A 20,785-nucleotide genomic window follows, 5' to 3' on the forward strand; every position below is an offset into this window, starting at 1 on the left:
CCCGACCTGTGCGACCGGCCGGGCTTGTCCGTTCTCAAATATTCGTCATGGCAAGCGAGGCATCCGAATAGCGCTTGCCCGCCACCTGTGCCGCTGGGATCGCCTCGCCGAGTTGATCGAGCTCCTCCGCGCTGAGCGTGATATCGGCAGCGGCGACGTTTTGTTCGAGGTGGTGAAGCTTGCGCGCGCCGGGGATCGGCACGATGTCGTCGCCCTGGTTCAGCACCCAGGCCAGTGCCAGCTGCGCCGCGGTCACGCCTTTTGCGGCGGCAAGCTTTTCGAGCGTTGCGACAAGCGCGGCATTGGCGTCGAAATTCTCCGCTTGGAAACGCGGTACCTGCCGGCGGAAATCGTCGTCGGCAAGGTCGTCGGCCTTGCGGATCGCTCCTGTCAGGAAACCGCGTCCGAGCGGGCTGTAGGGCACGAAGCCGATGCCGAGTTCGCGGCAGGTGGCAAGCACATCCTCTTCGGGATCGCGCGTCCACAGCGAATATTCGCTCTGAAGCGCAGCGATCGGATGGACCGCATGCGCGCGGCGGATCGTGGCGCTGCCGGCTTCCGAGAGGCCGAGGGCACGGACTTTCCCTTCCTTCACAAGCTGGGCCATGGCACCGACCGTCTCCTCGATCGGCACGTTGGGGTCGACCCGGTGCTGGTAGAAGAGATCGATGGTCTCGATGTCCAAACGCTTCAGTGAGGCTTCGGCAACCGCACGCACATGTTCAGGACGGCTGTCGACACCGGCGATGGCGGCAGCGCCGGCCTGGCTGGTATCGATCTTGAAGCCGAATTTGGTGGCGATCACCACGCGCTCGCGGAAGGGCTTCAGCGCTCTTCCGAGAAGAACCTCGTTGGTGAAGGGACCATAGACTTCGGCCGTGTCGAAGAAGGTGACGCCGAGATCGACGGCGCGGTGCAGCGTCTTGACCGATTCCGCTTCGTCGCTGGCGCCATAGGCAAAGCTCATGCCCATGCAGCCGAGGCCGACGGCAGAGACCGTGAGATCGTTTCCGAGTTTTCTGGTTTTCATGATGCGCTCCTTTTCTGAGCTGACGTCGAACCGGTTGGGAGATCATTGCGGTACGGCCAGACTATATCGGCGCCGTATCAATCAAAAAATGCATGCAGTTTCTAACAACCTGTTCTATAATTTAGATCAATGAACAGAAGGCAACTCTCTCAACTCGCCGTTCTCGCCGCCGTCTCGGAACATCGCAGTTTCCGAGCCGCGGCCAAGGAACTGCTCGTCGCGCCGTCGGCGGTCAGCCACGCCATATCTAGCCTGGAGGAAAGTCTCGGCGTCAGGCTCCTGGCGCGCACGACCCGCAGTGTCGCGCCAACGGAGGAAGGCCGGCTGCTTCTCGAAAGGTTGCGTCCGGCGCTCGAGGAAATCGGTATCGCATTGGAGGCGGTCAACGATACGCGCGGCAAACCGGCCGGAAACCTGCGCATCACAGCGCCGCGCTTCGCCTCCGATATTCTGCTCGCCCCGCGCCTTGGCGATTTCCTCAATCTCTATCCCGATATCACGCTGGAGATCGCCAATGAGGACGGCTTCACCGATATCGTCAAGGAGGGTTTCGACGCGGGCATCCGGCTGGAGGAGAGCCTGGAGGCCGATATGATCGCCGTCAGAATCTCGCCCAATCTGACGACAGTGATTGCGGCCTCGCCCGAATATTTCGAACGCTATCCGAAGCCGCAGCACCCGCGCGATCTTGTCCATCATCGCTGCATCAAGCGACGCTTCACCAACGGCTCCATCTATCGTTGGGAATTCGAAAAGCACGGGCAGGAACTGATCGTCGCGGTCGACGGGCCGCTTGTCGTCAGCGAGGACCGGCTGGCCCTTCTTGCGGCGCTGAACGGCGCCGGTCTTGCCTATCTCTTCGATATGCGGGTGCATACTGAACTGTCGGCCGGCAGGCTGGTGCGGGTGCTGGAGGATTGGTGTGCGCCCTATCCCGGGCCGTTTGTCTATTATCCGAGCCGGCGGCAGATGCGGCCGGCGCTGCGCGCCTTTATCGATTTCTTCAGGTATGTGGAGAGGGATGCGGGCGGCCGGTGAGGGCCGCCGCTCGGTTTGCCTCGTTTCGTCAGGCGGCTTTTGCCTTCTGGTTTGCCGCCGTCGTGGCGAGCTTGGTAAGGATCTTGTCGGTGGCCGTTTCCTCCTGCAGCGTCTGGTCGAGCAGCGCGACGACATCCTTCAGGCCGATCGTTGCGGCCCAGGTCTTCAGTGTGCCGTAACGGGCGATTTCATAGTGCTCGACCGCCTGGGCGGCGGAGATCAGCCCGGCATCCAGCGCCGGTGTGCCCTTGAATTCTTCCATGATCTCTTCGCCCTCGGCGATAATGCCCTGGATCGCCTCGCAGGTCTTGCCCTGGGCGCGCTTGCCGATCTTTTCAAAAACCTGCTGCAGGCGCTCGACCTGGGCTTCGGTTTCCTCGAGATGCTTCTGGAAACCGGCCTTCAGTTCGGAGGACTGGGCGGCGCGCGCCATCTTCGGCAGGGCGCGCAATATCTGCCGCTCGGCAAAATAGATGTCCTTGAGCGTGTCGTAGAAGAGATCTTCCAACGTCTTTTCCTTGGCCATTTTCTCGATCCTTGTTTTGGGAAAGGCCGCGAACGCGGCGACACACTAAGAAGCAAAGATCGCGCAATTTGTTCCCGACCGATTTCGGGTGGACTGGAAAACCGCACCGGGCAATCATCCTGCCGCCGATGTGGAGGAAGAAAAGCTCATGCGAAAGCCGGGTTCGATGAAAGGTCTGGAGGATCTCGGCCGCGTACGGCTGTCGCAAAACTTCTTCTTCCGCGATTTCCTCCATTCCGAAATCGCCGATTTCTACCGCATTCCCAATATTCCTGAGAATCCCGACCTTGCGATCGAGGCCGGCAGAAGACTTTGCGACGATTTGCTGGAGCCGCTGCAGACGACGTTCGGACGCCTGCACATCCGCTCCGGCTATCGTTCGCCTGAGGTGAACAAGTTCGGCAACGAGAACAATCTCAACTGTTCGACCAATGCCGCCACATCAGCGGATCATATCTGGGACATGCTCGATTTCGATGGCTGCATGGGCGCGACCGCCTGCATCGTCGTGCCGTGGATGATTGATCATTACCGCGACGAAAGAGATTGGCAGCGACTTGCCTGGTGGATCCACGATCACCTCCCTTATGCCTCGCTTTGTTTTTTCCCCAAGCTCTGGGCCTTCAACATCCAGTGGCACGAACGGCCGAAGCGGGTGATCCAGAGTTATATCAGGCCGCGCGGCATCCTCACCAAGCAGGGCATGGCGAACTGGGAAGGCGACCATTCCGGATGGTATGAGGGATTTCCCGCACTCAGAAACTGATACGGTAGCGGATATGACCGTCGCTTTCGACATAGCTGTCGTAGAGCGCTCGAGCGGCCCTGTTTCCTTCGCTCGTATGCCAGTAAAGCCGCGACCAGCCCTTGGCCTTGCCGAGCGCGACGAGATCGTCCATCAGCGCCCGCCCGACGCCTTTTCCCCGTGCGTCGGAGTCGACGAACAGGTCTTCGAGGTAGCAGTCTCTACCGCGGATCCACGTGCCTTCATGGGTGAGATAGAGCGCAAATCCCATCACCCGGCCATCGACTTCGGCGACGCGCATCGCGATCGCCGAGGCGGGATCGAAGACCCGGCGCCACGTGTGATCGGTGATGTCGGCATCGACCGTCACTTCGTAAAAAGCCAGATAGGCCGCCCAGAGTTCACGCCAACGGGCTTCGTCCTCGGGGCTGGCATCGCGTATCGTTACGGTCATGGGCTTTCCTGTTTCAGGCACCGGCTTCGTCGAGCAGCGCCATTGCTTCTTCAGAAAGTGCAAGTGTCGCTGATTTCACCAGGCTTTCAAGCTGCGATAGACTGGTTGCGCTCGCGATCGGTGCCGTCACGCCCTTCTTGCGCAACAGCCAGGCGAGCGAGATTTCCGCGGGTTTGGCGCCGGTCTCGGCCGAAACCTGATCAAGCGCGGCGAGGATGCGCAGGCCCTTGGCATCGAGATATTGCGAAACCCGGCCTTCCCGAGCGCGGCCTTCCGTATCGGCCTTAGTGCGGTATTTACCGGTGAGGAAGCCGGCCGCGAGGCTGAAATAGGTGATGACGCCGATGTCTTGCTTGATGCAGAGTTCGGCCAGTGGCCCCTCGAAGCTCGCGCGCTCGTAAAGATTATATTCCGGCTGCAGCACGTCGTATCGCGGCAGGCCGGCCTTCTCGGCTGCGTCGAACGACGCCTGCAGCAGATTCGCATCATAGTTCGAGCAGCCGATGGCGCGGACCTTGCCCTGCTGCTTCAGCTTGGCGAAGGCGCCGAGCGTTTCCTCCTGCGGCGTATCGGCATCCGGCCAGTGCGCGAGATAGAGATCGATATAGTCCGTCTGCAGCCGGCGCAGCGAATCCTCTACCGCCTTCAGGATGTATGCCTCCTTGAGGGTCTTTCCCTGTCCCATGTCCGAGCCGACTTTGGTAATGATCACGGCCTTGTCGCGGGAAATTCGCGCCTGCTTCAGCCACCGCCCGATGATCTCCTCGGAATCGCCGCCCTTGTTGTCGGGAACCCACGCGGAATAGACATCGGCCGTGTCGATGGTGTTGAGCTCCGCGTCGAAGAAGGCGTCGAGAATGGCGAAAGATGTTTTCTCGTCGGCCGTCCAGCCGAAGACATTGCCGCCGAAGACGATCGGCGACACCGAAAGACCTGTTTTCCCAAGCCGGCGCATGTTCATGACGCTCTCCAAAATGAATAATTTGATTGAAACCGCGGATACGGCAGGGCGCCGGCCCGGAGCACGATGCCGAAAAGTGCGAACGATTTTCGGAGTCATCATGCTTGTTGTTTCGCCTAACCTAGCGCGATCCGGGCGGGAGGGAAGCCAAGTTTCCGTGATTTCAGCTTGTGCCATTGCGCCGCAGCAGAGGCCTGCATATGGTTCGCGGAAAATCAGCTTTGGGAGATTGGATCATGTTGCGTTTCGGTATCATATCAACGGCGAAGATCGGCCGCGACAACGTCGTTCCAGCAATTCAGGACGCGGAAAACTGCGTCGTCACCGCAATCGCAAGCCGCGATCTCGCGCGCGCGAGAGAGATGGCGGACCGCTTTTCCGTGCCGCATGCCTTCGGCTCCTACGAGGAGATGCTCGCCTCCGACGTCATCGACGCTGTCTACATTCCGCTGCCGACCTCGCAGCACATCAAATGGGCGATCAAGGCGGCCGATGCCGGCAAGCATGTGCTCTGTGAGAAGCCGCTGGCATTGAAAGCAGCCGATATCGACGAGGTGATCGCCGCCCGCGACCGGAATCGGGTGGTGGTGACCGAAGCCTATATGGTCACCTATGCCCCCGTCTGGCAGAAGGTGCGTTCGCTGATCGCGGAGGGTGCGATCGGTTCGCTCCGGCATGTTCAGGGCGCCTTCACCTATTTCAACCGCGACCCCGCCAACATGCGCAATATTCCTGAACTCGGCGGCGGCGGCCTTCCCGATATCGGCGTCTACCCCGTCATGAGCACCCGCTTTTCCACCGGCAAGGAGCCGCTCCGGATCCAGGCGATCACCGAGCGCGATGCGGATTTCGGCACGGACATCTATTCGAGCGTCAAGGCTGATTTTGGCGATTTCGAGTTGAGCTTCTACGTCTCGACGCAGATGGCCAACCGCCAGGTCATGGTCTTCCATGGCACCGAAGGCTACATCGAGGTCAAGTCGCCCTTCAACGCCAATCGCTGGGGACCGGAAGAGATCGAACTGGCCGATCGCAGCCACAATGAATCGCGCATCTTCCGCTATCAGGACAGCCGCCAATATAGGCGCGAGGTCGAGGCCTTCGCTCGGGCGGTAAAGAACGGCAAGGAAGAGATCGTCACGCTCGAAAACTCGAAGCTGAACCAGAAGGTGATCGATGCGATCTACCGCGCCAGCGAGAAGGACGGCTGGGAACCAGTCTGATCATTCCGCTCATTCCGGGCGGAAGACGAAGCGCGAATAGCCGAAGAAGCTGAAGACCATCGAGGCGACGCTGGCGATCACCATGGCCGCCAGCGGCTGCAGCGTGGGCAGCGAAAGCAGCAGCGCAGAGTAAAGCCCGTAATTGACAAGCGCCGCCGTCACGCCGACCGAGCCGTAGCGGAAACCCTCGGCAGCAAGCGACCGCCCGGAACGATCGAAGGTGAAGCTGCGATTGAAGGCCCAGGTGGTCGCCATTGCCACCCCGATGGCGACGAGCCGCGCCAGAAATGGGCCGAGCGGCGTCAGATGGAGCAGCGCCGTCAGCATGCCGGCATCGACAAGGAAGCCGATGCCGCCGCCGATCGCGAAGCGGACGAGCTTTCTCATGCCGCATCCGCCTTTCCGGGACGTTCACGCGATGCCGGTTTTGCGTCGGCGAGCGGCGCCTTGGCCGCGCTGGCGGTCTCCAGGCTCATATAATGGATGCGAAGCTGCTCGGCCCGGGCCCGGGCCACGGAATCCAGGATGACGCCGGCGGTAAAAAGCATGAAGGAGATCATCATCAGCGCCATCGACAGCACCCAGGTCGGCATGCGGCTGACGAGGCCCGTGTCGAAATATTCTGCCAGCACCGGCGTCATGAAGCCGAGGCTCGTCAGCATGAAGGCGGCGCTTATCGCGCTGAAGAAGGCGAAGGGTCGCGTTTCCTTCATCAGCATCGCGAACATCCAGAGGATTTTTCCGCCGTCGCCGAACGTCGAAAGCTTGGAGTGCGAACCTTCCGGGCGGCGGCCATAATCGAGCTCCAGCTCGCTGACCGGAAGTTTCAGCCGGGAGGCATGCACCGACATCTCGGTTTCGATCTCGAAGCCGCCGGATACTGCCGGGAAGCTCTTGACGAAGCGGCGCGAGAAAGCGCGGTAGCCCGAAAAAATATCGGTGAAGTCGGGGCCGAAGATCGTCCGGTAGAGCAGGTTGAAAAGCCGGTTGCCAAGCGCATGGCCCTGACGGCCGGCGTCGGCATGCACGCCGCGCCGGGTTCCCACAACCATGTCGGCGCGTTCGGTCAGAAGCGTCCGCACCAGTTCCTCGGCATCGCCGGGTGCATAGGTTCCGTCGCCGTCGGCGATGATGTAGATGTCGGCCTCGATGTCGGCGAACATGCGGCGCACGACATGTCCCTTGCCTTGCCGCCGCTCGCGCACGACATGCGCTCCGGCCAGCATCGCCTGCAGCGCGGTGCCGTCGGTGGAATTATTGTCGTAGACGTGGATTGCGGCATCCGGCAGCGTCGCCCGGAAGCCCTGCACCACGGAGCCGATCGTCGCAGCTTCATTATAGCAGGGAAGCAGGACGGCAATGTCCGGGTGATGGGAACGCGTTCGGGCCATGACTCTACTCGTTACACTGAAAAGCCGCCAACAGCTTAAATCATGCAGCGTTAATAAACCCTATGACCGAGGCAAAGTCGGCTGCGTGCGCAAACGGCTTTACACTTTCTTGATCGGCGCCCGCTAAGGTTCGGCGATCTGGAAACGAGTTGCTAACCACGATGAATGCCGTGCAGCCGATCGCCAATGCGTCGACCGTAACCGCCGCCCGCAGGAGCCGGCTCGGGGCGCTGCTGACGCGTCTCTGGCCCGCCGTCATCGCCTATAGTGTCATCCTCGCCGCCGTCATCCTTGTTACCAAGCTCTCCGGCGCCACGGATTATGTCGGTCCCGACAATGACGATGGCATGCGTCTCGTCGAGGTTCGCGATTTTCTTGCCGGTCAGGGCTGGTTCGATCTGATGCAATATCGTCTCGGCCTCGCCGGCGGTACGCTGATGCATTGGTCGCGTCTGATCGATCTGCCGATCGCTTCGCTGATCTGGTTCTTCGACCTGTTTGCGCCGCGTGAAACCGCCGAGGCGCTGGCGCTGGCCGTCTGGCCCGTATCGCTCATCTTTCCTGCCATGCTCGCCATGGGCATTGCCGGCCGGCGGATCGGCGGCATTGCGGGTATGCATATCGCCCTCGGTCTCACTGCACCGGCGATCTACATCGGAAACCGCTTCGCCCCTGGCGCCATCGATCATCACAATGCGCAGCTGGCGCTGGTCGCGACGATGGTGGCCATGCTCATGGATCCCGCGCGTCGCGGTTGGAGCTACGCGGTCGCCGGCGTTGCGGCGGCTGTCGCCATCGCCATCGGCGCCGAGACCACTCCTTTCGTCGCTGCCGTCTGCCTCACGGTCGCGCTGCTCTGGGCATGGGAAGGCGAGAATTTTTGCGCTGCGGCCCGGGCCTTCGGGCTGTCGCTGACGATTGCGATCAACATTCTTTTCTTCGCAACGGTTCCGCCCCGGCTCTATTCGATGGTTACCTGCGATAATCTCTCGCTCGGCTACTACAGTCTGGCGGCGATCGGCAGCGGCCTCCTGTTGTTTTCGGCCATTTTTGCGAGCGGCTTGCGTCGACCCTTGCGCTTTATCGCGCTCGCCTTTGTCGGCGCCGGCGTTTTTGGTGCGGCGATCGTCATCGCACCGCAATGCCTGAGCGATCCGTTGGGCAGTCTCGATCCGATGTTGGTCGAACTCTGGCTGCGCCATATTTCGGAAGCCCAGTCGCTCCTGGCGCTGGCGCGCACCGATCCCACCTTGGTCGGAGCCTTCTATGCGGCAGGTCTGCTCGGCATTGCCGTCTGCATCTTTCGCATCATTCAGCGCGATCGCGTGCAGATCCACCTTATCCTGCTCTTCCTGCTTGCCACGAGCTGGGCGATCGCGCTGGTCCAGGTGCGCGGCTCTTCCTTCTCGAACCTGCTTTCGATCCTGCCGCTCGCCCTGCTGATTATCGATGTCAGGCGGATCTCCAACAGCGACAGCGAGAATGTCGCTGCCGCCCTTATCTATGTGACGAGTGTTCTCGCAAGCGTTCCGGCGGTCTGGGCCGTCGGCGGCGGGCTTGTTTCAATGCAGATGGAGAACGATGCGCAGAACAAGGCGGCGGAGCCGGCAAGGGCGCTCTCCTGCACATCGAAAGAGGCGCTGGCACCGCTTGGCGAACTACCGCCCGGCCTGGTCTCCGCGCCATCGGAAATGGGTGTGCCAATCCTCCGATTCACGCAAAATCGGGTTCTCGCCGCCCCCTATCACCGAGATCAGGGCGGCATGCTGACGCAAATGCATATCGGCCTGGCAAAGCCGCAGGAGGCGGAAGCCTTTTTGAAGGGAGCCGGTGTGACGGCGCTTGCTTTCTGCCCGAAGGACCTGCAGACGCGCGAACTTGCCAAACTGAAGCCGGATGGGCTCTATGCCGAACTCGGCAAGGGGAATATTCCGTCCTATCTGGAACCACTTGCAAAAGTGCCGGATACGGGCGTCCAGTTCTTCCGCTACCGGCCGACGGCGAATTGACGCCGGCAGCCTTTATGTTGCGCTGACGTCAGTGAGACGTGCGGACGGCCCGCAGACGGTCGCTGGCATAAAGCCCGAGCACAAAGAGGATAAGACCGCCATTATAGCCGAGAATGGCATAAACAAGCGCCAAAAGTGACACTGGCCCCGGCGAGGTTATCGCCGCCAGGGTGAAGCTCATTCCGATCAACGCGGCCACCAACGCGATCCCGGCGGCCGAGCGCATTAACCCGGCGCTGATGCCCAATGCTGCTGCTGTGAGAATAATCATTTCAGCACCTTCCCAGAGAGAACGAGGGGAAGAATAGGAAGCGCCAACTAACAAAGATTTACCGGCTCTCTCGGCTGAAAATCCTTTGTATTGCGGTGGTTAGCAATCCCTTTCGGGTAAAACGCGCTTTTTATCTATGCGTTCCCGGGCGAAACGGATTTTCCCGTTTTTCTTGTCATTTTTTCTGCTGCAACGACCGCATGCACGCAAAGCCCAGGGCATAAGTCTTGAAAGAACGGCCTCGACTCTGCCACGCTAACGGTTCAGCCGTCGGGAAAACGGGTCTCTCCGGCGGTCGCGGACCTTCCTGTTTCCCGCCAATGGAAATAGAAAGGAGGGATGAGCAACCTCTTCGACAGCGATTCGCCGACCAACCTTGCCGAATATTCGGTTTCGGAGCTTTCCGGCTCGATCAAGCGCACCGTCGAAACCGCCTTCGATCAGGTTCGCGTGCGCGGGGAAATATCCGGTTATCGCGGTCCGCACTCCTCCGGCCACGCTTATTTCGCATTGAAGGATGATCGCGCCCGCATCGACGCCGTGATCTGGAAGGGCACGTTCTCGCGGCTGAAGTTCCGCCCCGAGGAAGGCATGGAGGTGATCGCCACTGGCAAGGTCACCACTTTTCCGGGCTCCTCGAAATATCAGATCGTCATCGAGACGCTTGAGCCGGCAGGCGCCGGCGCGCTGATGGCGCTGATCGAGGAGCGCAAGCGCAGGCTCGGCGCCGAGGGTTTGTTCGACGCCGCCCGCAAGAAGCGCCTGCCCTTCATGCCGCATGTGATCGGCGTCGTCACTTCGCCGACCGGCGCCGTCATCCGCGATATCCTTCACCGCATCTCCGATCGGTTTCCCGTGCATGTCCTCGTCTGGCCGGTGAAGGTCCAGGGGGAGGGATCCGGCGAGGAGGTGGCGAACGCCATCCGCGGCTTCAACGCGCTGGGGCCCACGGGCGCCATCACCCGCCCGGATGTGCTGATCGTCGCGCGCGGCGGCGGCAGCCTGGAAGATCTCTGGAGTTTCAACGACGAGATCGTCGTGCGCGCCGTTGCCGAAAGCCGCATACCGCTGATCTCGGCCGTCGGCCACGAGACCGACTGGACGCTGATCGACTATGCCGCCGATGTCCGCGCTCCGACCCCGACGGGGGCGGCGGAAATGGCCGTGCCCGTCAAGGCGGAGCTCGAGGCGCAGGCTGCGGCGCTTGCCGCCCGCCTGCAGGGCTGCATGAACCGGCAGATGGATCAGCGCCGCCAGTCCGTCCGCAGCCTGATGCGGGCGTTGCCCTCGCTCGATCAGCTTCTCGCCTTGCCGCGCCGCCGTTTTGATGAAGCAGCCGCCGGCCTTGGCCGCGGCCTGGAACTCAACACCATCAACAAGCGCCGCGGCTTCGAGCGTATGGCCTCGCATCTGCGCCCCGATGTGCTCTCCAATCGCATCGCCGAGCGACGCCAGCTTCTGAGCGAGCGCATGGCGCGGGCCGAGCGCACCGTCGAGCGTCTGCTCGATCGCTCGAAATCCCGCATTGACCGCGCCGAGGCCATCCTCGCTTCGCTGCCGGCGCGGCTGAAGACCCAGACAGACCGGAGTCGTGAGCGGCTCGGCAACCTTTCGCGCCATGCCGATACGGCGATCCGCCATCAACTGACGCGCGCCCGCGCCGAACTTTCCGCGCAGGACCGCGTGCTGCAGTCGCTCTCCTACAAGAATGTGCTGAAGCGCGGCTACGCCGTCATTCGCGATGAGGACAACAGGCCGGTTTCGCAGGCGGCGGCACTCTCCCCCGGTATGGGCATCGCCATCGAATTTGCCGACGGCCGGGTCGGCGCCATGACCACAGAAGGCGGCGTACCGCCCGCCGGGGCGAAGAAGCGGGGCGCGAAACCTGCCGAGACGCCGAAGCAGGGAAGCTTGTTCTGACGATGCGGATCCTGCTGGTGCTCGCCCATCCGCTGCCGGAAAGTTTCGCTGCCTCGGTGGCGCGCACGGCCCGCGAGGCACTGGAAGCATCCGGGCATGTTGTCGATCTCATTGATCTCTACGCTGAGGATTTTGATCCGCGCCTTTCCGAAGCCGAGCGCCGCGCTTACTTCGATATGCCCTACGACACTTCGGCCGTTGCCGGCATCGTTGGCCGCCTGAAGGCGGCTGACGGTCTCGTCCTCGTCTTTCCGCAATGGTGGTTCAATTTTCCAGCCGTGCTGAAAGGGTTCTTCGATCGCATCTTCGCGCCCGGCGTGGCCTTCACCCACGATGCCGCCGGCGGCCGCATCGTGCCCGAGCTTACCAATATCCGGCTGCTCTATGCGTTGACCACGACGGGCTCGCCCTGGTGGCTGGTGCATCTTTATATGGGCGATCCCGTCCGCCGCCTGCTGAAGCGCGGCATTGCCGCATTCTGCGCGAAGAAGCTCGTCTTCCGAATGCTGAGCCTGCACGACATGGACCGCGCGACTGATGCCAGGCGCAAGGCGCATTTGGAGCGCGTCCGTAAGTTGCTCGCCGCAGTCTGACTATTCAAAGTCCGACAGGAACTTCTTGAGCAGCCGGTCGAACGTGGCCCTTTCCTCGGGTGTCAGATTGCGCGTCAGCCGCTGCTGATTGGCGACATGGGCGCCGACCGCCTCTTCGACGGTCGCAAGTCCCTTGTCGGTCAGCGCAATCAGCACGCTGCGCCTGTCCTGCGGATTGACGATGCGCTCGACGAATCCAGCTTTCTCCAACTGGTCGATCCGGTTCGTCATCGTGCCGGAGCTCACCATCGTCATCTCCAGAAGCTCGCCCGGCGAAAGCCGGTGCGGCGCGCCTGAACGGCGAAGTGTGGCTAGGACGTCGAAGGCCGGCGTTGAAAGCCCGTGCTTCATGAGCACGGCTTCGACCTCGCGGCCGAGATGGGTGCCGAGGCGCTTCAGGCGCCCGAGGATGCCCATCGGTTCGACGTCGAGATCGGGCCGCTCGCGCCGCCATTGCGCCAGGATTCGGTCGACGTGATCTTGCTTCTCTTCACCCATGTCACATCGATAGCAGTGGATATCTTGACGTCAAGATAAAATGGACTATGCTCAATTTATCTTGATATAGAGATTCTTGATATGAAGACAAATTCCCGCCATATCGCCGACGTGTTGACGACCGCTATCGCCCCCGCCATCTGGGGCAGCACCTATTTCGTCACGACGTCCTTCCTGCCGCAGGGTTACCCGCTGTCTGTCGCCATGCTGCGTGCTTTGCCGGCCGGCCTGCTTCTCCTGCTCATTGTCCGGAAGCTGCCGACGGGGGTCTGGTGGGGCCGCGCCTTCATTCTCGGGGCGCTGAACTTCTCGTTCTTCTGGGCAATGCTCTTTGTTTCGGCCTATCGCCTGCCGGGCGGCGTCGCGGCCACGGTCGGCGCCGTTCAGCCGCTGATTGTCATCGCCTTGTCGCGCCTCTTCCTCGGCAAGCCGATCCGCTTCCTTGCCGTCGTCGCCGGCCTGATCGGCATGGCAGGCGTCGCGCTGCTGGTGCTGACGCCGAATGCGGCGCTCGATGCTCTGGGCGTTGCGGCTGGCCTTGCCGGCGCCGTCTCCATGGCCTTCGGCACGGTGCTGACCCGTCACTGGCAGCCGCCTGTTTCCAGCCTTACCTTTACGTCATGGCAATTGACCGCGGGCGGTATCCTGCTCGTGCCCGTCGCCTTGCTGCTTGAGCCGGCGCTACCGGTGCAGACGGCCGCCAATATACTCGGAATCGCCTGGCTTGGCCTGATCGGAGCGGCCTTTACCTATCTGCTGTGGTTTCGCGGTCTGTCCCGCATCGAGCCCTCGGCTGCGGCGTCGCTTGGCTTCCTGAGCCCCGTCGTTGCCACTCTTCTCGGCTGGCTGGCGCTCGGCGAGAGCCTGACGCCGGCGCAGCTTGCCGGCTTCGCCATGGTCCTTGCCAGCGTCTGGCTCAGTCAGCGCACGGTGATGCCGCTCAGGCCCACTCGCCCTGCCGCATCACCGGAACCCGCCCACCGTCCGGTGTGATGCCGTCGATATCGACCTTGTCGGAGCCGATCATCCAGTCGATGTGGATCAGGCTGGAATTGCCGCCCTGCGCCTTGACCTGCTCCTGGCTCAGTGAAGCGCCATCGAGGAAGCACTTGGAATAGCACTGGCCGAGCGCGATGTGGCAGGAGGCGTTTTCGTCGAACAGCGTGTTGTAGAACAGAATGCCGCTCGCTGAGATCGGCGAGGAATGCGGCACGAGCGCCACTTCGCCGAGCCGGCGCGCGCCGTCGTCGGTATCAAGCACCTTATTCAAGACTTCTTCGCCGCGTGACGCCTTGGCTTCGACGATCCGCCCACCCTCGAAGCGCACCTGGATATTGTCGATGAGCGTGCCCTGATGCGAGAGCGGTTTGGTGCTCGAGACATGACCTTCGACCCGCAACGCATGCGGCGTCGTGAACACCTCTTCAGTCGGAATATTCGGATTGCAGGTAATGCCGTTCTTGGCGGTGGAGGCGCCGCCATGCCACTCATGCCCGTCGGCAAGACCGACCGTCAGATCGGTGCCCGGCCCCTTGAAATGCAGGGAGGCAAAACGCTCGCCGTTCAGCCAGGCTGAGCGCTTGGCGAGATTGGTATTGTGCTCCGCCCAGGCGGCGACAGGGTCGCTGACATCGACGCGCGAGGCGGCAAAGATCGCCTTGGCGAGCTTGGCGATTGCGATCGGTTCCGGGTCGTCGGGGAAGACCACCTTGGCCCAGGAGGGGTTGGGATAGGAGACGATGTTCCAGTTGATGTCGAAATTCGAGATCTTTTCCAAGGCCGGCTTATAGGCGGTTGATGTGGCGCGATTGGCGCGGCCGACCTTGCCGGCATCCTGCTCGGAAAGCAGCATTGGATTGTCGCCGGCGACCGCCAGACGGGCCGCCCCGTTGGCATAGGCCTTGGCCATGCCCTCGTAGAGCCAGTCGGAGGCGCGGTCGAAGCTCTCGTCGCTGCCGTACTGATAACGCGCCAGCGTCGTTTCCTCGTCGGAGTAGAAGGCGCTTACCAGACCGGCGCCGGCCTGATACGCGTGTTTGGTGATGAGGCGAACGAGCGGGAGCGCCACAACAGGCGCGGTGATCACCAGATCCTGGCCCTTCTGCAGCTGCAGCCCGACCTTGACCGCGACTTCCGCGAGTTTCTCCAGCTTGACGGGATCAACGGTGTTCTGGCTCTGGGGCATGAAAGTCATGGTTCAACCTGCCTTCTGTCATCGACGCTAGAGCAATTCCAGGAAAAGTGCGAAGCGGTTTTCCGTCCGGAATTGCGTAGATCCAAAAGATTGGAGCGGTTCTGCGCTTCCGTGAAAAGCTGAACCGCTCCAGGAGGCTGAAAGACTTAGACCCGTTTGCGGCGAAAATGAAGCGCGCCGCCGCCGATTTGAAACCGGCCGGCGCCATGCCCGACCGGTTTCAGCATCACGCCTCAGGCCGCGATGGGCAGCCTGAGCAGGATCGACTTGTGCTTTTCCAGGAATTCCAACAGCCGCTGCGGATAATCCTCGCCGACGGCGTCTTTCACGCTCCGCCGTTCGCCGAGCGCGCTCCGCCAGCGCGTCACCCGCTCGAGCCCCTCGAAGATGCCGCTATCCCCCAGCCTGTCGAAAACATCGAAATACCGAAAGATCGGCGCGAAGACGGCGTCGACGAGGCTGAAGCTGCTGCCGGAAAAATAAGGTCCATCCGCGAGCGCTCCTTCGAGCGTCGTGAACTTGGCGATCAGCGCCTTGCGCTTGGCCTCCAGCTGTTCCACCTCCGTGGCCGTTTCATAGCCCCAGAGATCGGAAAGCACGGACGAGCCGAACTCCATCCAGCCGCGATGGCGGGCGCGGGCAAGTGGATCGGCAGGATGCAGGGCAGGTCCCGCCTGCGTCTCCTCCAGATATTCGCAGATGACGCTGCTTTCGAAGAGGACGGCCTCGCTGCCATCCTCTTCCTCGATCCTCAGCAGCGGCACCTTGCCGAGCGGCGAGATCTGCAGGAACCAGTCCGGCTTGTTGGCAAGGTCGATGTTGACGCGCTCGAAGGGAACATCCTTTTCGTAAAGCGCGATGGCGGCGCGTTGCACATAGGGGCAGAGATGGTGGCTGATGAGGGTAAGCCTGCTCATGAACGTCTCCTCGCAGTTCCAATGGATGCATTTGCATATAATAGTGCTTGCGGCTTTGCGCAAGATAAATGTATCTGCATCTATCATGGAAAAGACGCCGAAGCCGAGCGAAACCGCCACCTCTGCCTGGACCAGCATCATGCGCGCTCGCGAACGGCTGCTCGCCGCGATCGAAGCCGATCTGAAAGCGGCCGGCATGCCGCCGCTTGCCTGGTATGACGTGCTGTGGGAACTGGCGCGCGCGAACGACGGCAAGCTGCGGCCCTACGAGATAGAGGAGCGGACATTGCTGGCCCAGTATAATCTTTCCCGGCTGATCGACCGGCTGGAAAGAGAGGGCTTGGTCCGGCGTGAGGTCTTCGCCGAGGATGGCCGCGGGCGCTGGGTTCTGATTACCGACGCCGGCCGAACGCTTCGCGCGCGGATGTGGACTGTCTACGCCGCCGCGATCGAGACCCATGTCGGCAGCAAGCTTGCCGAAGACGAGGCGAAGGCGATTTCCGGTCTGCTCGCTCGTTTCCTCTGATCAGGCGACCAATGGCGCGCCGACGGCTTTTACCACCTTCAGTGCATCCTTCGGATCAAGCCGCACCTGCAGTCCGCGCTGTCCGCCATTGATATAGACGAGCGGCTCGGCGAGAGCGATCTCCTCGATTGCCGTCGGCACGGTCTTCCTCTGGCCGAAGGGGCTGATGCCGCCGACATGGTAGCCCGTCAGCCGTTCGGCATCGGCAGGCTTCATCATATTGGCGGATTTGCCGCGAAAGGCGCTGGCGAGTTTCTTCATGCTGACTTCGCGATCCGACGGCACGACAACGCAGACGGGCTTGCCGTCCACCTCCGCCATCAGCGTTTTCAGCACGCGCTGCGGCGCCTCGCCTAAGGCTTCCGCCGCCTGCAGCCCGACACGCTCCGCGCCCGGATCATAATCATAGCTGTGAATGGTAAAGGTGACACCCGCCTGGGAGAGAACCTGTGTCGCGCGCGTGGTCTTGGACATTGCTCAGCGCCCGAACAGATCCGAATAATTCTCCGGCCTGAAGCCGATCAAGAGCTTGCCTTCCGCCTCCAGCACCGGCCGCTTGATCATCGACGGCTGGTCGAGCATCAGCGCGATCGCCTTCTCCCGGCTCAGGTTCTCGCGCTCGGCATCGGGCAGTTTTCGAAAGGTGGTGCCGGCGCGGTTGAGCACCGTATCGAGGCCGGCTTCATCGATCCAGGCTTCGAGATGGGCGCGGTCGATGCCGAGTGCCTTGTAATCGTGAAACTCATAATCGACGCCGTGTTCTTCCAGCCAACTACGGGCTTTCTTCATCGTGTCGCAATTCTTGATGCCATAGATGGTGACGGCCATGCCCGATCGATCTCCCTGTGATGGCAACGGGGATAGCATGCGCGACAGCCGGCGCAAATGCCGCCCGGGCATTTGTCCCGGGCAGCGCCTGCTCAACTCTCCAGCGTTCCGGCCTTGCGTGTGGCCTTGCTCGGCCTGGCGCAGACGATCTTCATCAGGTCGCCGCGCCGGCGCACCAGCCGATCCGAGGTTCGGGTCAGGACCAGCCCATCCTGCGGCGCATGCAGGTCGATGCTGCCGTCAGGCTGACCCGGCCGGGTGACGATCGTCGCCAGAAGTTCGCCCTCTGCAATTCTGTCACCGATCGTGCGATGGAAGAGCACGGCGCCGCCCACGGGAGCGCGGATGATCTCCACATTGTTGAGCGGCACGGCGGGGCCGACAAACATGGCCGGCGCCATTCTGTCGTCGCTCACGATCCCCCGTGCCGCGAGAAAACGCCAGAGCCCGTCCGCATCCCGCTTCGCCAGCAGCGGATCGACGTCGCGCTTGCCGCGTAGCTCGACGGTGACCGAAAGCTTGCCCGGCAGCCGGGATTGTCGTTCGCCGGGAACCGCATATTTCCATGCAAAACCGACGGCCTCCTCGAAGGCCGAGCTTTCGCCATCCGAAAGCAGCACGGCCTCCATGTCGAGGGCGGCGGCAAGGTCGGCCGCCTCCGGCCAGAAGGCCTCATCGATATAGGCATATTGCAGTGATTCGTCGTCGCAGTGCAGATCGAGGACGAGGTCGGCCCCGAGCGCCATGTGCAAAAGCCGCCGCTTCAGCTGGTCGGTAGCCGGATAATCATTGAAATCTTCCGTCAGCATTGCCCGATCGGTGACGCTTATCAGCGGAAAATCCCGGTTGAAATTGGTGCGGGAACCGAGATCGAAGCGACCCTGCAATTCGCCGAAATGCGATTGCGCCGCGCCGATGGGGTTGGCCTGCGGTACGATGGTGATGTCGCCTGCGACCGCGCCTTCGCTTTCCGCCCGACGCAGCCGCTCCGAGAGGAAATGCAGGAGCGCCGTTCCCGGCAGCTCACCGGCGTGAAGCGCCGCCTGAATGTAGGCCTTCGGCGCCTTCGGATCACGGCCAGCAAAACGCAGCACCGGCAGCCGCCACGCCGTTCCCGGCGTATCGCCTGGGATGATGACCTCCGAAACGTCCATGCTGTCCTTGCTCCGCATTCACCAGCCCGACCAGCTTTATGCGCTGAAAACCGGCGAGCGCAAGCCTCACCGCCACCCTTGCCTCACCGAGGCACGAAGAAAAGCAGGTTGCCGCTATGATTGATCTTGCCTCGCCGTCGAGGTGATGCACGAAACATCAAGAGTGCCTGCTTAATCGGCTTCCAAGCTTTTAGGAACAAAAAAAGAACGACCTAGGCAAGAAACGGGTTGAAACAGCGACATCTCCATACGATCCTTTGGGACATCGAAAACGCGGAGGCTGTGTCATGGCTGAGACAAGGCACCACTATCTCATCTTCGAAACCGCGGGCGGCTTCTGCGGCATCGCCTGGAGCGAGGCCGGCATCGTCCGTTTCCAGCTGCCGGCGAAAACCGCGGAGGCTACCGAGCGGCTGCTTCTGCGCCGACTGCCCGATGGTACGCCCGGCGCGCCGACGCCTCAGGTGCTCGAGACCGTCGCAGCGGTGAAACGCTATTTCCAAGGGGAGGAAACCGATTTCTCCTGCGTCCAACTCGATCTTGCCGGCCAGAACGACTTCTTCCGGGATATTTATGCGGCGGCACGGCGTGTCGGCTGGGGCCGCACGACCACCTATGGCGCGCTGGCGAAGGAGCTTGGCGTCGGGCCGGAAGCGGCCCGCGATGTTGGTCAGGCGATGGCGAAAAACCCAGTCGCCCTGATCATTCCCTGCCATCGGGTGCTGGCCGCCGGCGGCAAGATCGGCGGCTTTTCCGCTCCCGGCGGTTCGTCATCGAAGGCCCGCATGCTGGAGCTTGAAGGCGTCAGCCTCGCCCCGCCGCCGCCCGCCCAACAGTCGCTGGGCTTTTGAGCGGCGGCGCGATTTCCACGGGAAGTGGCCGTTCAATGCGGGCTGGCCGTCGGCCTGATGACGATCTCGCTGACATCGACGTCATCGGGCTGGCTGATGGCATAGAGGATTGAATTGGCGACCGCCTCGGGACTAATCGTGACGGCCCTGAAGGCCCGCATGGCGTCACGAGCCGTCGGGTCGGTGATCGTGTCGGCGAGTTCCGATGTCGTGGTTCCGGGAGAGACGACGGTGACGCGGATACGATCTGTCTCCTGACGCAATCCATCCGAGATTGCCCGCACCGCGAATTTCGTCGCGCAATAGACGGCGGCAGTCGGCGAGACGCTGTGGCCGCCGATCGAGGACAGGTTGATGATCTGCCCCGATCCCTGTGCCTTCATGATCGGAAGAGCGGCCGCTATGCCGTAGAGAACGCCCTTAATATTGACGTCGACCATTCGGTCCCACTCGTCGACCTTGAGTGCGTCGAGCGGCGAGAGCGGCATGATGCCGGCATTGTTGACGATGACATCGAGGCGGCCGAATTCGGACTTGGCGAAGCCGGCAAAGGCTTCCACCTGGGCACGGTCGGTGACGTCGAGCTTGCGCAGACGCACCGTTCCACCTCCAGCTTCGATTTCGCCGGCGAGCGCCTCCAGTCGGTCGCTGCGGCGCGCGCCGAACACGATCCGGGCGCCCGCCGCGGCCAGCACTTTTGCCGTGGCCTCTCCAATGCCGCTGCTGGCTCCGGTGATGGCGATGACCTTTCCTTCGATGTCAGACATTTCACACTCCATGTGCAGGTTGAGGGTTGTTGTGGCGATCAGTTCGGGAAATCGGCGCTGAGCGTCGTGTCAGCCCAGGCATCGAAATTGGCGCGTAGCGTGTCGAGCCGTTCGCGGGCGATCTTCAGGGAAGCTGCCCCGAGCAGCAGCCGCAGCGGCGGCTCGCCCGCCTCGAAGGCCGATATGATTGCGCTTGCCGCGCGTGCGGGATCGCCCGGCTGCTTGCCGGAGACCGCGCGGGTGGCCTGGCGCCGCTTGCCCGCGGTCTCCGCATAGTCTTCGAGGATCGTGCTGGATTCGACCATCGAGCGGCCGGCCCAATCGGTGCGGAAGCCGCCGGGCTCCAGGATCGTCACACGGATGCCAAGCGGACCGACCTCATGAGCCAGCGACTCCGACAGGCCTTCCACCGCAAACTTGGTGGCATGGTAGTAGCCGGTTGCAGCGAAGGCGACGAGCCCGCCGAGCGAGGAGACGTTGAAGATATGCCCCCGCCGGCGTGAGCGCATGCCAGGCAGAACTTGTTTGGTCACGGCGATCAAGCCGAAGACATTGGTCTCGAATTGGGCGCGGATCTCGGCATCCTCGCCCTCTTCGATTGCCGAGAGATAGCCATAGCCGGCATTGTTGACGAGGACATCGATGGCGCCGAACTGCGCCTCGGCTTCACGGACCGCCGCAGCGATAGAGCGGCCGTCGGTTACGTCGAGGGCGAGGGCCAACGCCCGCTCGCCATGTGCTGCCGTGAGGTCGCCGAGTGTTTCGGGTTTGCGCGCCGTAATGGCAGCGCGCCAGCCGCGCGCCAGAACCACTTCGGCGAGTGCCCGGCCGAGGCCGGATGATGCGCCGGTAATGAACCAGATGGGTGTGGTGGAGGACATGGTTTTCA

The 20,785-nt window shown here is 62.2% G+C and carries 24 protein-coding genes; 9 read left to right on the forward strand and 15 right to left on the reverse strand.

Features of this window, described 5'->3' with window-relative positions:
* Positions 1 to 34 precede the first annotated feature (34 nt).
* The gene (locus NXC14_RS01325) at positions 35 to 1,030 is read right to left on the reverse strand and encodes an aldo/keto reductase (protein WP_085776626.1); all 996 of its coding nucleotides are present in this window, start codon (positions 1,028 to 1,030) and stop codon (positions 35 to 37) included.
* A gap of 129 nt (positions 1,031 to 1,159) precedes the next feature.
* On the opposite strand from NXC14_RS01325, the gene NXC14_RS01330 reads away from it, so the two are divergent.
* The gene (locus NXC14_RS01330) at positions 1,160 to 2,068 is read left to right on the forward strand and encodes a LysR family transcriptional regulator (protein ID WP_085776627.1); all 909 of its coding nucleotides are present in this window, start codon (positions 1,160 to 1,162) and stop codon (positions 2,066 to 2,068) included.
* 28 nt (positions 2,069 to 2,096) lie between these two features.
* Here the strand turns inward: NXC14_RS01330 and NXC14_RS01335 are convergent, their stop codons facing one another.
* Entirely contained in the window at positions 2,097 to 2,594 is a 498-nt protein-coding gene (locus tag NXC14_RS01335; protein ID WP_085776628.1) for a ferritin-like domain-containing protein, read from the reverse strand.
* Between the two features lie 148 nt (positions 2,595 to 2,742).
* Between NXC14_RS01335 and NXC14_RS01340 the strand changes: the two genes are divergently transcribed.
* On the forward strand, positions 2,743 to 3,360 hold the full coding sequence (locus tag NXC14_RS01340) for a hypothetical protein (protein WP_085779928.1): 618 nt from the start codon (positions 2,743 to 2,745) through the stop codon (positions 3,358 to 3,360).
* On the opposite strand, the gene NXC14_RS01345 is transcribed toward NXC14_RS01340, so the two are convergent.
* Together NXC14_RS01345 and NXC14_RS01350 are read right to left on the reverse strand one after the other, a co-directional pair.
* On the reverse strand, positions 3,350 to 3,793 hold the full coding sequence (locus NXC14_RS01345) for a GNAT family N-acetyltransferase (RefSeq protein ID WP_085776629.1): 444 nt from the start codon (positions 3,791 to 3,793) through the stop codon (positions 3,350 to 3,352). The two genes, NXC14_RS01340 and NXC14_RS01345, sit on opposite strands and share 11 nt — an antisense overlap.
* 13 nt (positions 3,794 to 3,806) lie before the next feature.
* Positions 3,807 to 4,754: an aldo/keto reductase gene (locus tag NXC14_RS01350; RefSeq protein WP_085776630.1), complete on the reverse strand. Its 948-nt coding sequence runs from the start codon at positions 4,752 to 4,754 to the stop codon at positions 3,807 to 3,809.
* Positions 4,755 to 4,990: 236 nt separating this feature from the next.
* Here NXC14_RS01350 and NXC14_RS01355 point away from each other — a divergent pair, with 236 nt between their 5' ends.
* Positions 4,991 to 5,977, forward strand: coding sequence for a Gfo/Idh/MocA family oxidoreductase (locus NXC14_RS01355; RefSeq protein WP_085776631.1), 987 nt, complete (start codon positions 4,991 to 4,993; stop codon positions 5,975 to 5,977).
* Between the two features lie 9 nt (positions 5,978 to 5,986).
* Here the strand turns inward: NXC14_RS01355 and NXC14_RS01360 are convergent, their stop codons facing one another.
* Positions 5,987 to 6,364 (reverse strand): GtrA family protein, encoded by a 378-nt coding sequence (locus NXC14_RS01360; protein WP_085776632.1) that lies wholly within the window; start codon positions 6,362 to 6,364, stop codon positions 5,987 to 5,989.
* Entirely contained in the window at positions 6,361 to 7,368 is a 1,008-nt protein-coding gene (locus tag NXC14_RS01365) for a glycosyltransferase (protein WP_085776633.1), read from the reverse strand. The genes NXC14_RS01360 and NXC14_RS01365 overlap by 4 nt, the downstream gene beginning before the upstream one ends.
* Before the next feature lie 161 nt (positions 7,369 to 7,529).
* On the opposite strand from NXC14_RS01365, the gene NXC14_RS01370 reads away from it, so the two are divergent.
* Entirely contained in the window at positions 7,530 to 9,377 is a 1,848-nt protein-coding gene (locus NXC14_RS01370; RefSeq protein ID WP_085776634.1) for a hypothetical protein, read from the forward strand.
* 28 nt (positions 9,378 to 9,405) lie between these two features.
* Here the strand turns inward: NXC14_RS01370 and NXC14_RS01375 are convergent, their stop codons facing one another.
* On the reverse strand, positions 9,406 to 9,648 hold the full coding sequence (locus NXC14_RS01375; protein ID WP_020920162.1) for a hypothetical protein: 243 nt from the start codon (positions 9,646 to 9,648) through the stop codon (positions 9,406 to 9,408).
* Positions 9,649 to 9,987: 339 nt separating this feature from the next.
* Here NXC14_RS01375 and xseA point away from each other — a divergent pair, with 339 nt between their 5' ends.
* Complete coding sequence (gene xseA, locus NXC14_RS01380) at positions 9,988 to 11,568, forward strand: exodeoxyribonuclease VII large subunit (RefSeq protein WP_085776635.1); 1,581 nt, start codon at positions 9,988 to 9,990, stop codon at positions 11,566 to 11,568.
* A 2-nt stretch (positions 11,569 to 11,570) separates the two neighbouring features.
* The gene (locus tag NXC14_RS01385; RefSeq protein ID WP_085776636.1) at positions 11,571 to 12,161 is read left to right on the forward strand and encodes an NAD(P)H-dependent oxidoreductase; all 591 of its coding nucleotides are present in this window, start codon (positions 11,571 to 11,573) and stop codon (positions 12,159 to 12,161) included.
* Here NXC14_RS01385 and NXC14_RS01390 read toward each other — a convergent pair whose 3' ends face one another.
* Positions 12,162 to 12,659, reverse strand: coding sequence for a MarR family transcriptional regulator (locus NXC14_RS01390; protein WP_085776637.1), 498 nt, complete (start codon positions 12,657 to 12,659; stop codon positions 12,162 to 12,164). It abuts the gene before it with no gap.
* A gap of 81 nt (positions 12,660 to 12,740) precedes the next feature.
* Here NXC14_RS01390 and NXC14_RS01395 point away from each other — a divergent pair, with 81 nt between their 5' ends.
* Positions 12,741 to 13,652, forward strand: coding sequence for an EamA family transporter (locus NXC14_RS01395; protein ID WP_085776638.1), 912 nt, complete (start codon positions 12,741 to 12,743; stop codon positions 13,650 to 13,652).
* Here the strand turns inward: NXC14_RS01395 and NXC14_RS01400 are convergent.
* Both NXC14_RS01400 and NXC14_RS01405 read right to left on the reverse strand, forming a co-directional pair.
* Positions 13,600 to 14,853 (reverse strand): aminopeptidase, encoded by a 1,254-nt coding sequence (locus NXC14_RS01400; protein ID WP_085776639.1) that lies wholly within the window; start codon positions 14,851 to 14,853, stop codon positions 13,600 to 13,602. The genes NXC14_RS01395 and NXC14_RS01400 overlap by 53 nt on opposite strands.
* Before the next feature lie 233 nt (positions 14,854 to 15,086).
* A complete protein-coding gene (locus NXC14_RS01405) occupies positions 15,087 to 15,770 on the reverse strand; it encodes a glutathione S-transferase family protein (RefSeq protein WP_085776640.1) in 684 nt (227 codons plus the stop codon).
* A gap of 82 nt (positions 15,771 to 15,852) precedes the next feature.
* On the opposite strand from NXC14_RS01405, the gene NXC14_RS01410 reads away from it, so the two are divergent.
* The gene (locus NXC14_RS01410; protein ID WP_085779929.1) at positions 15,853 to 16,296 is read left to right on the forward strand and encodes a helix-turn-helix domain-containing protein; all 444 of its coding nucleotides are present in this window, start codon (positions 15,853 to 15,855) and stop codon (positions 16,294 to 16,296) included.
* Here the strand turns inward: NXC14_RS01410 and ybaK are convergent, their stop codons facing one another.
* From ybaK to NXC14_RS01425, 3 genes are all read right to left on the reverse strand, one after another.
* Entirely contained in the window at positions 16,297 to 16,770 is a 474-nt protein-coding gene (gene ybaK, locus NXC14_RS01415) for a Cys-tRNA(Pro) deacylase (protein ID WP_085776641.1), read from the reverse strand. It abuts the gene before it with no gap.
* 3 nt (positions 16,771 to 16,773) lie between these two features.
* Positions 16,774 to 17,124 (reverse strand): ArsC family reductase, encoded by a 351-nt coding sequence (locus tag NXC14_RS01420; RefSeq protein WP_085776642.1) that lies wholly within the window; start codon positions 17,122 to 17,124, stop codon positions 16,774 to 16,776.
* A 92-nt stretch (positions 17,125 to 17,216) separates the two neighbouring features.
* Positions 17,217 to 18,278 carry a succinylglutamate desuccinylase/aspartoacylase family protein gene (locus NXC14_RS01425; protein ID WP_085776643.1) on the reverse strand — a complete coding sequence of 354 codons (1,062 nt, stop codon included), beginning with the start codon at positions 18,276 to 18,278 and terminating at the stop codon, positions 17,217 to 17,219.
* A gap of 287 nt (positions 18,279 to 18,565) precedes the next feature.
* Here NXC14_RS01425 and NXC14_RS01430 point away from each other — a divergent pair, with 287 nt between their 5' ends.
* Positions 18,566 to 19,129 carry a methylated-DNA--[protein]-cysteine S-methyltransferase gene (locus NXC14_RS01430; protein ID WP_085776644.1) on the forward strand — a complete coding sequence of 188 codons (564 nt, stop codon included), beginning with the start codon at positions 18,566 to 18,568 and terminating at the stop codon, positions 19,127 to 19,129.
* A 32-nt stretch (positions 19,130 to 19,161) separates the two neighbouring features.
* On the opposite strand, the gene NXC14_RS01435 is transcribed toward NXC14_RS01430, so the two are convergent.
* Both NXC14_RS01435 and NXC14_RS01440 read right to left on the reverse strand, forming a co-directional pair.
* Positions 19,162 to 19,896, reverse strand: a complete 735-nt coding sequence (locus NXC14_RS01435; protein WP_085776645.1) for an SDR family oxidoreductase — start codon at positions 19,894 to 19,896, stop codon at positions 19,162 to 19,164.
* A gap of 38 nt (positions 19,897 to 19,934) precedes the next feature.
* Entirely contained in the window at positions 19,935 to 20,777 is an 843-nt protein-coding gene (locus tag NXC14_RS01440; RefSeq protein ID WP_085779930.1) for an oxidoreductase, read from the reverse strand.
* Positions 20,778 to 20,785: the final 8 nt, after the last annotated feature.

The organism is Rhizobium sp. NXC14 (assembly GCF_002117485.1).
Lineage (GTDB): Bacteria > Pseudomonadota > Alphaproteobacteria > Rhizobiales > Rhizobiaceae > Rhizobium.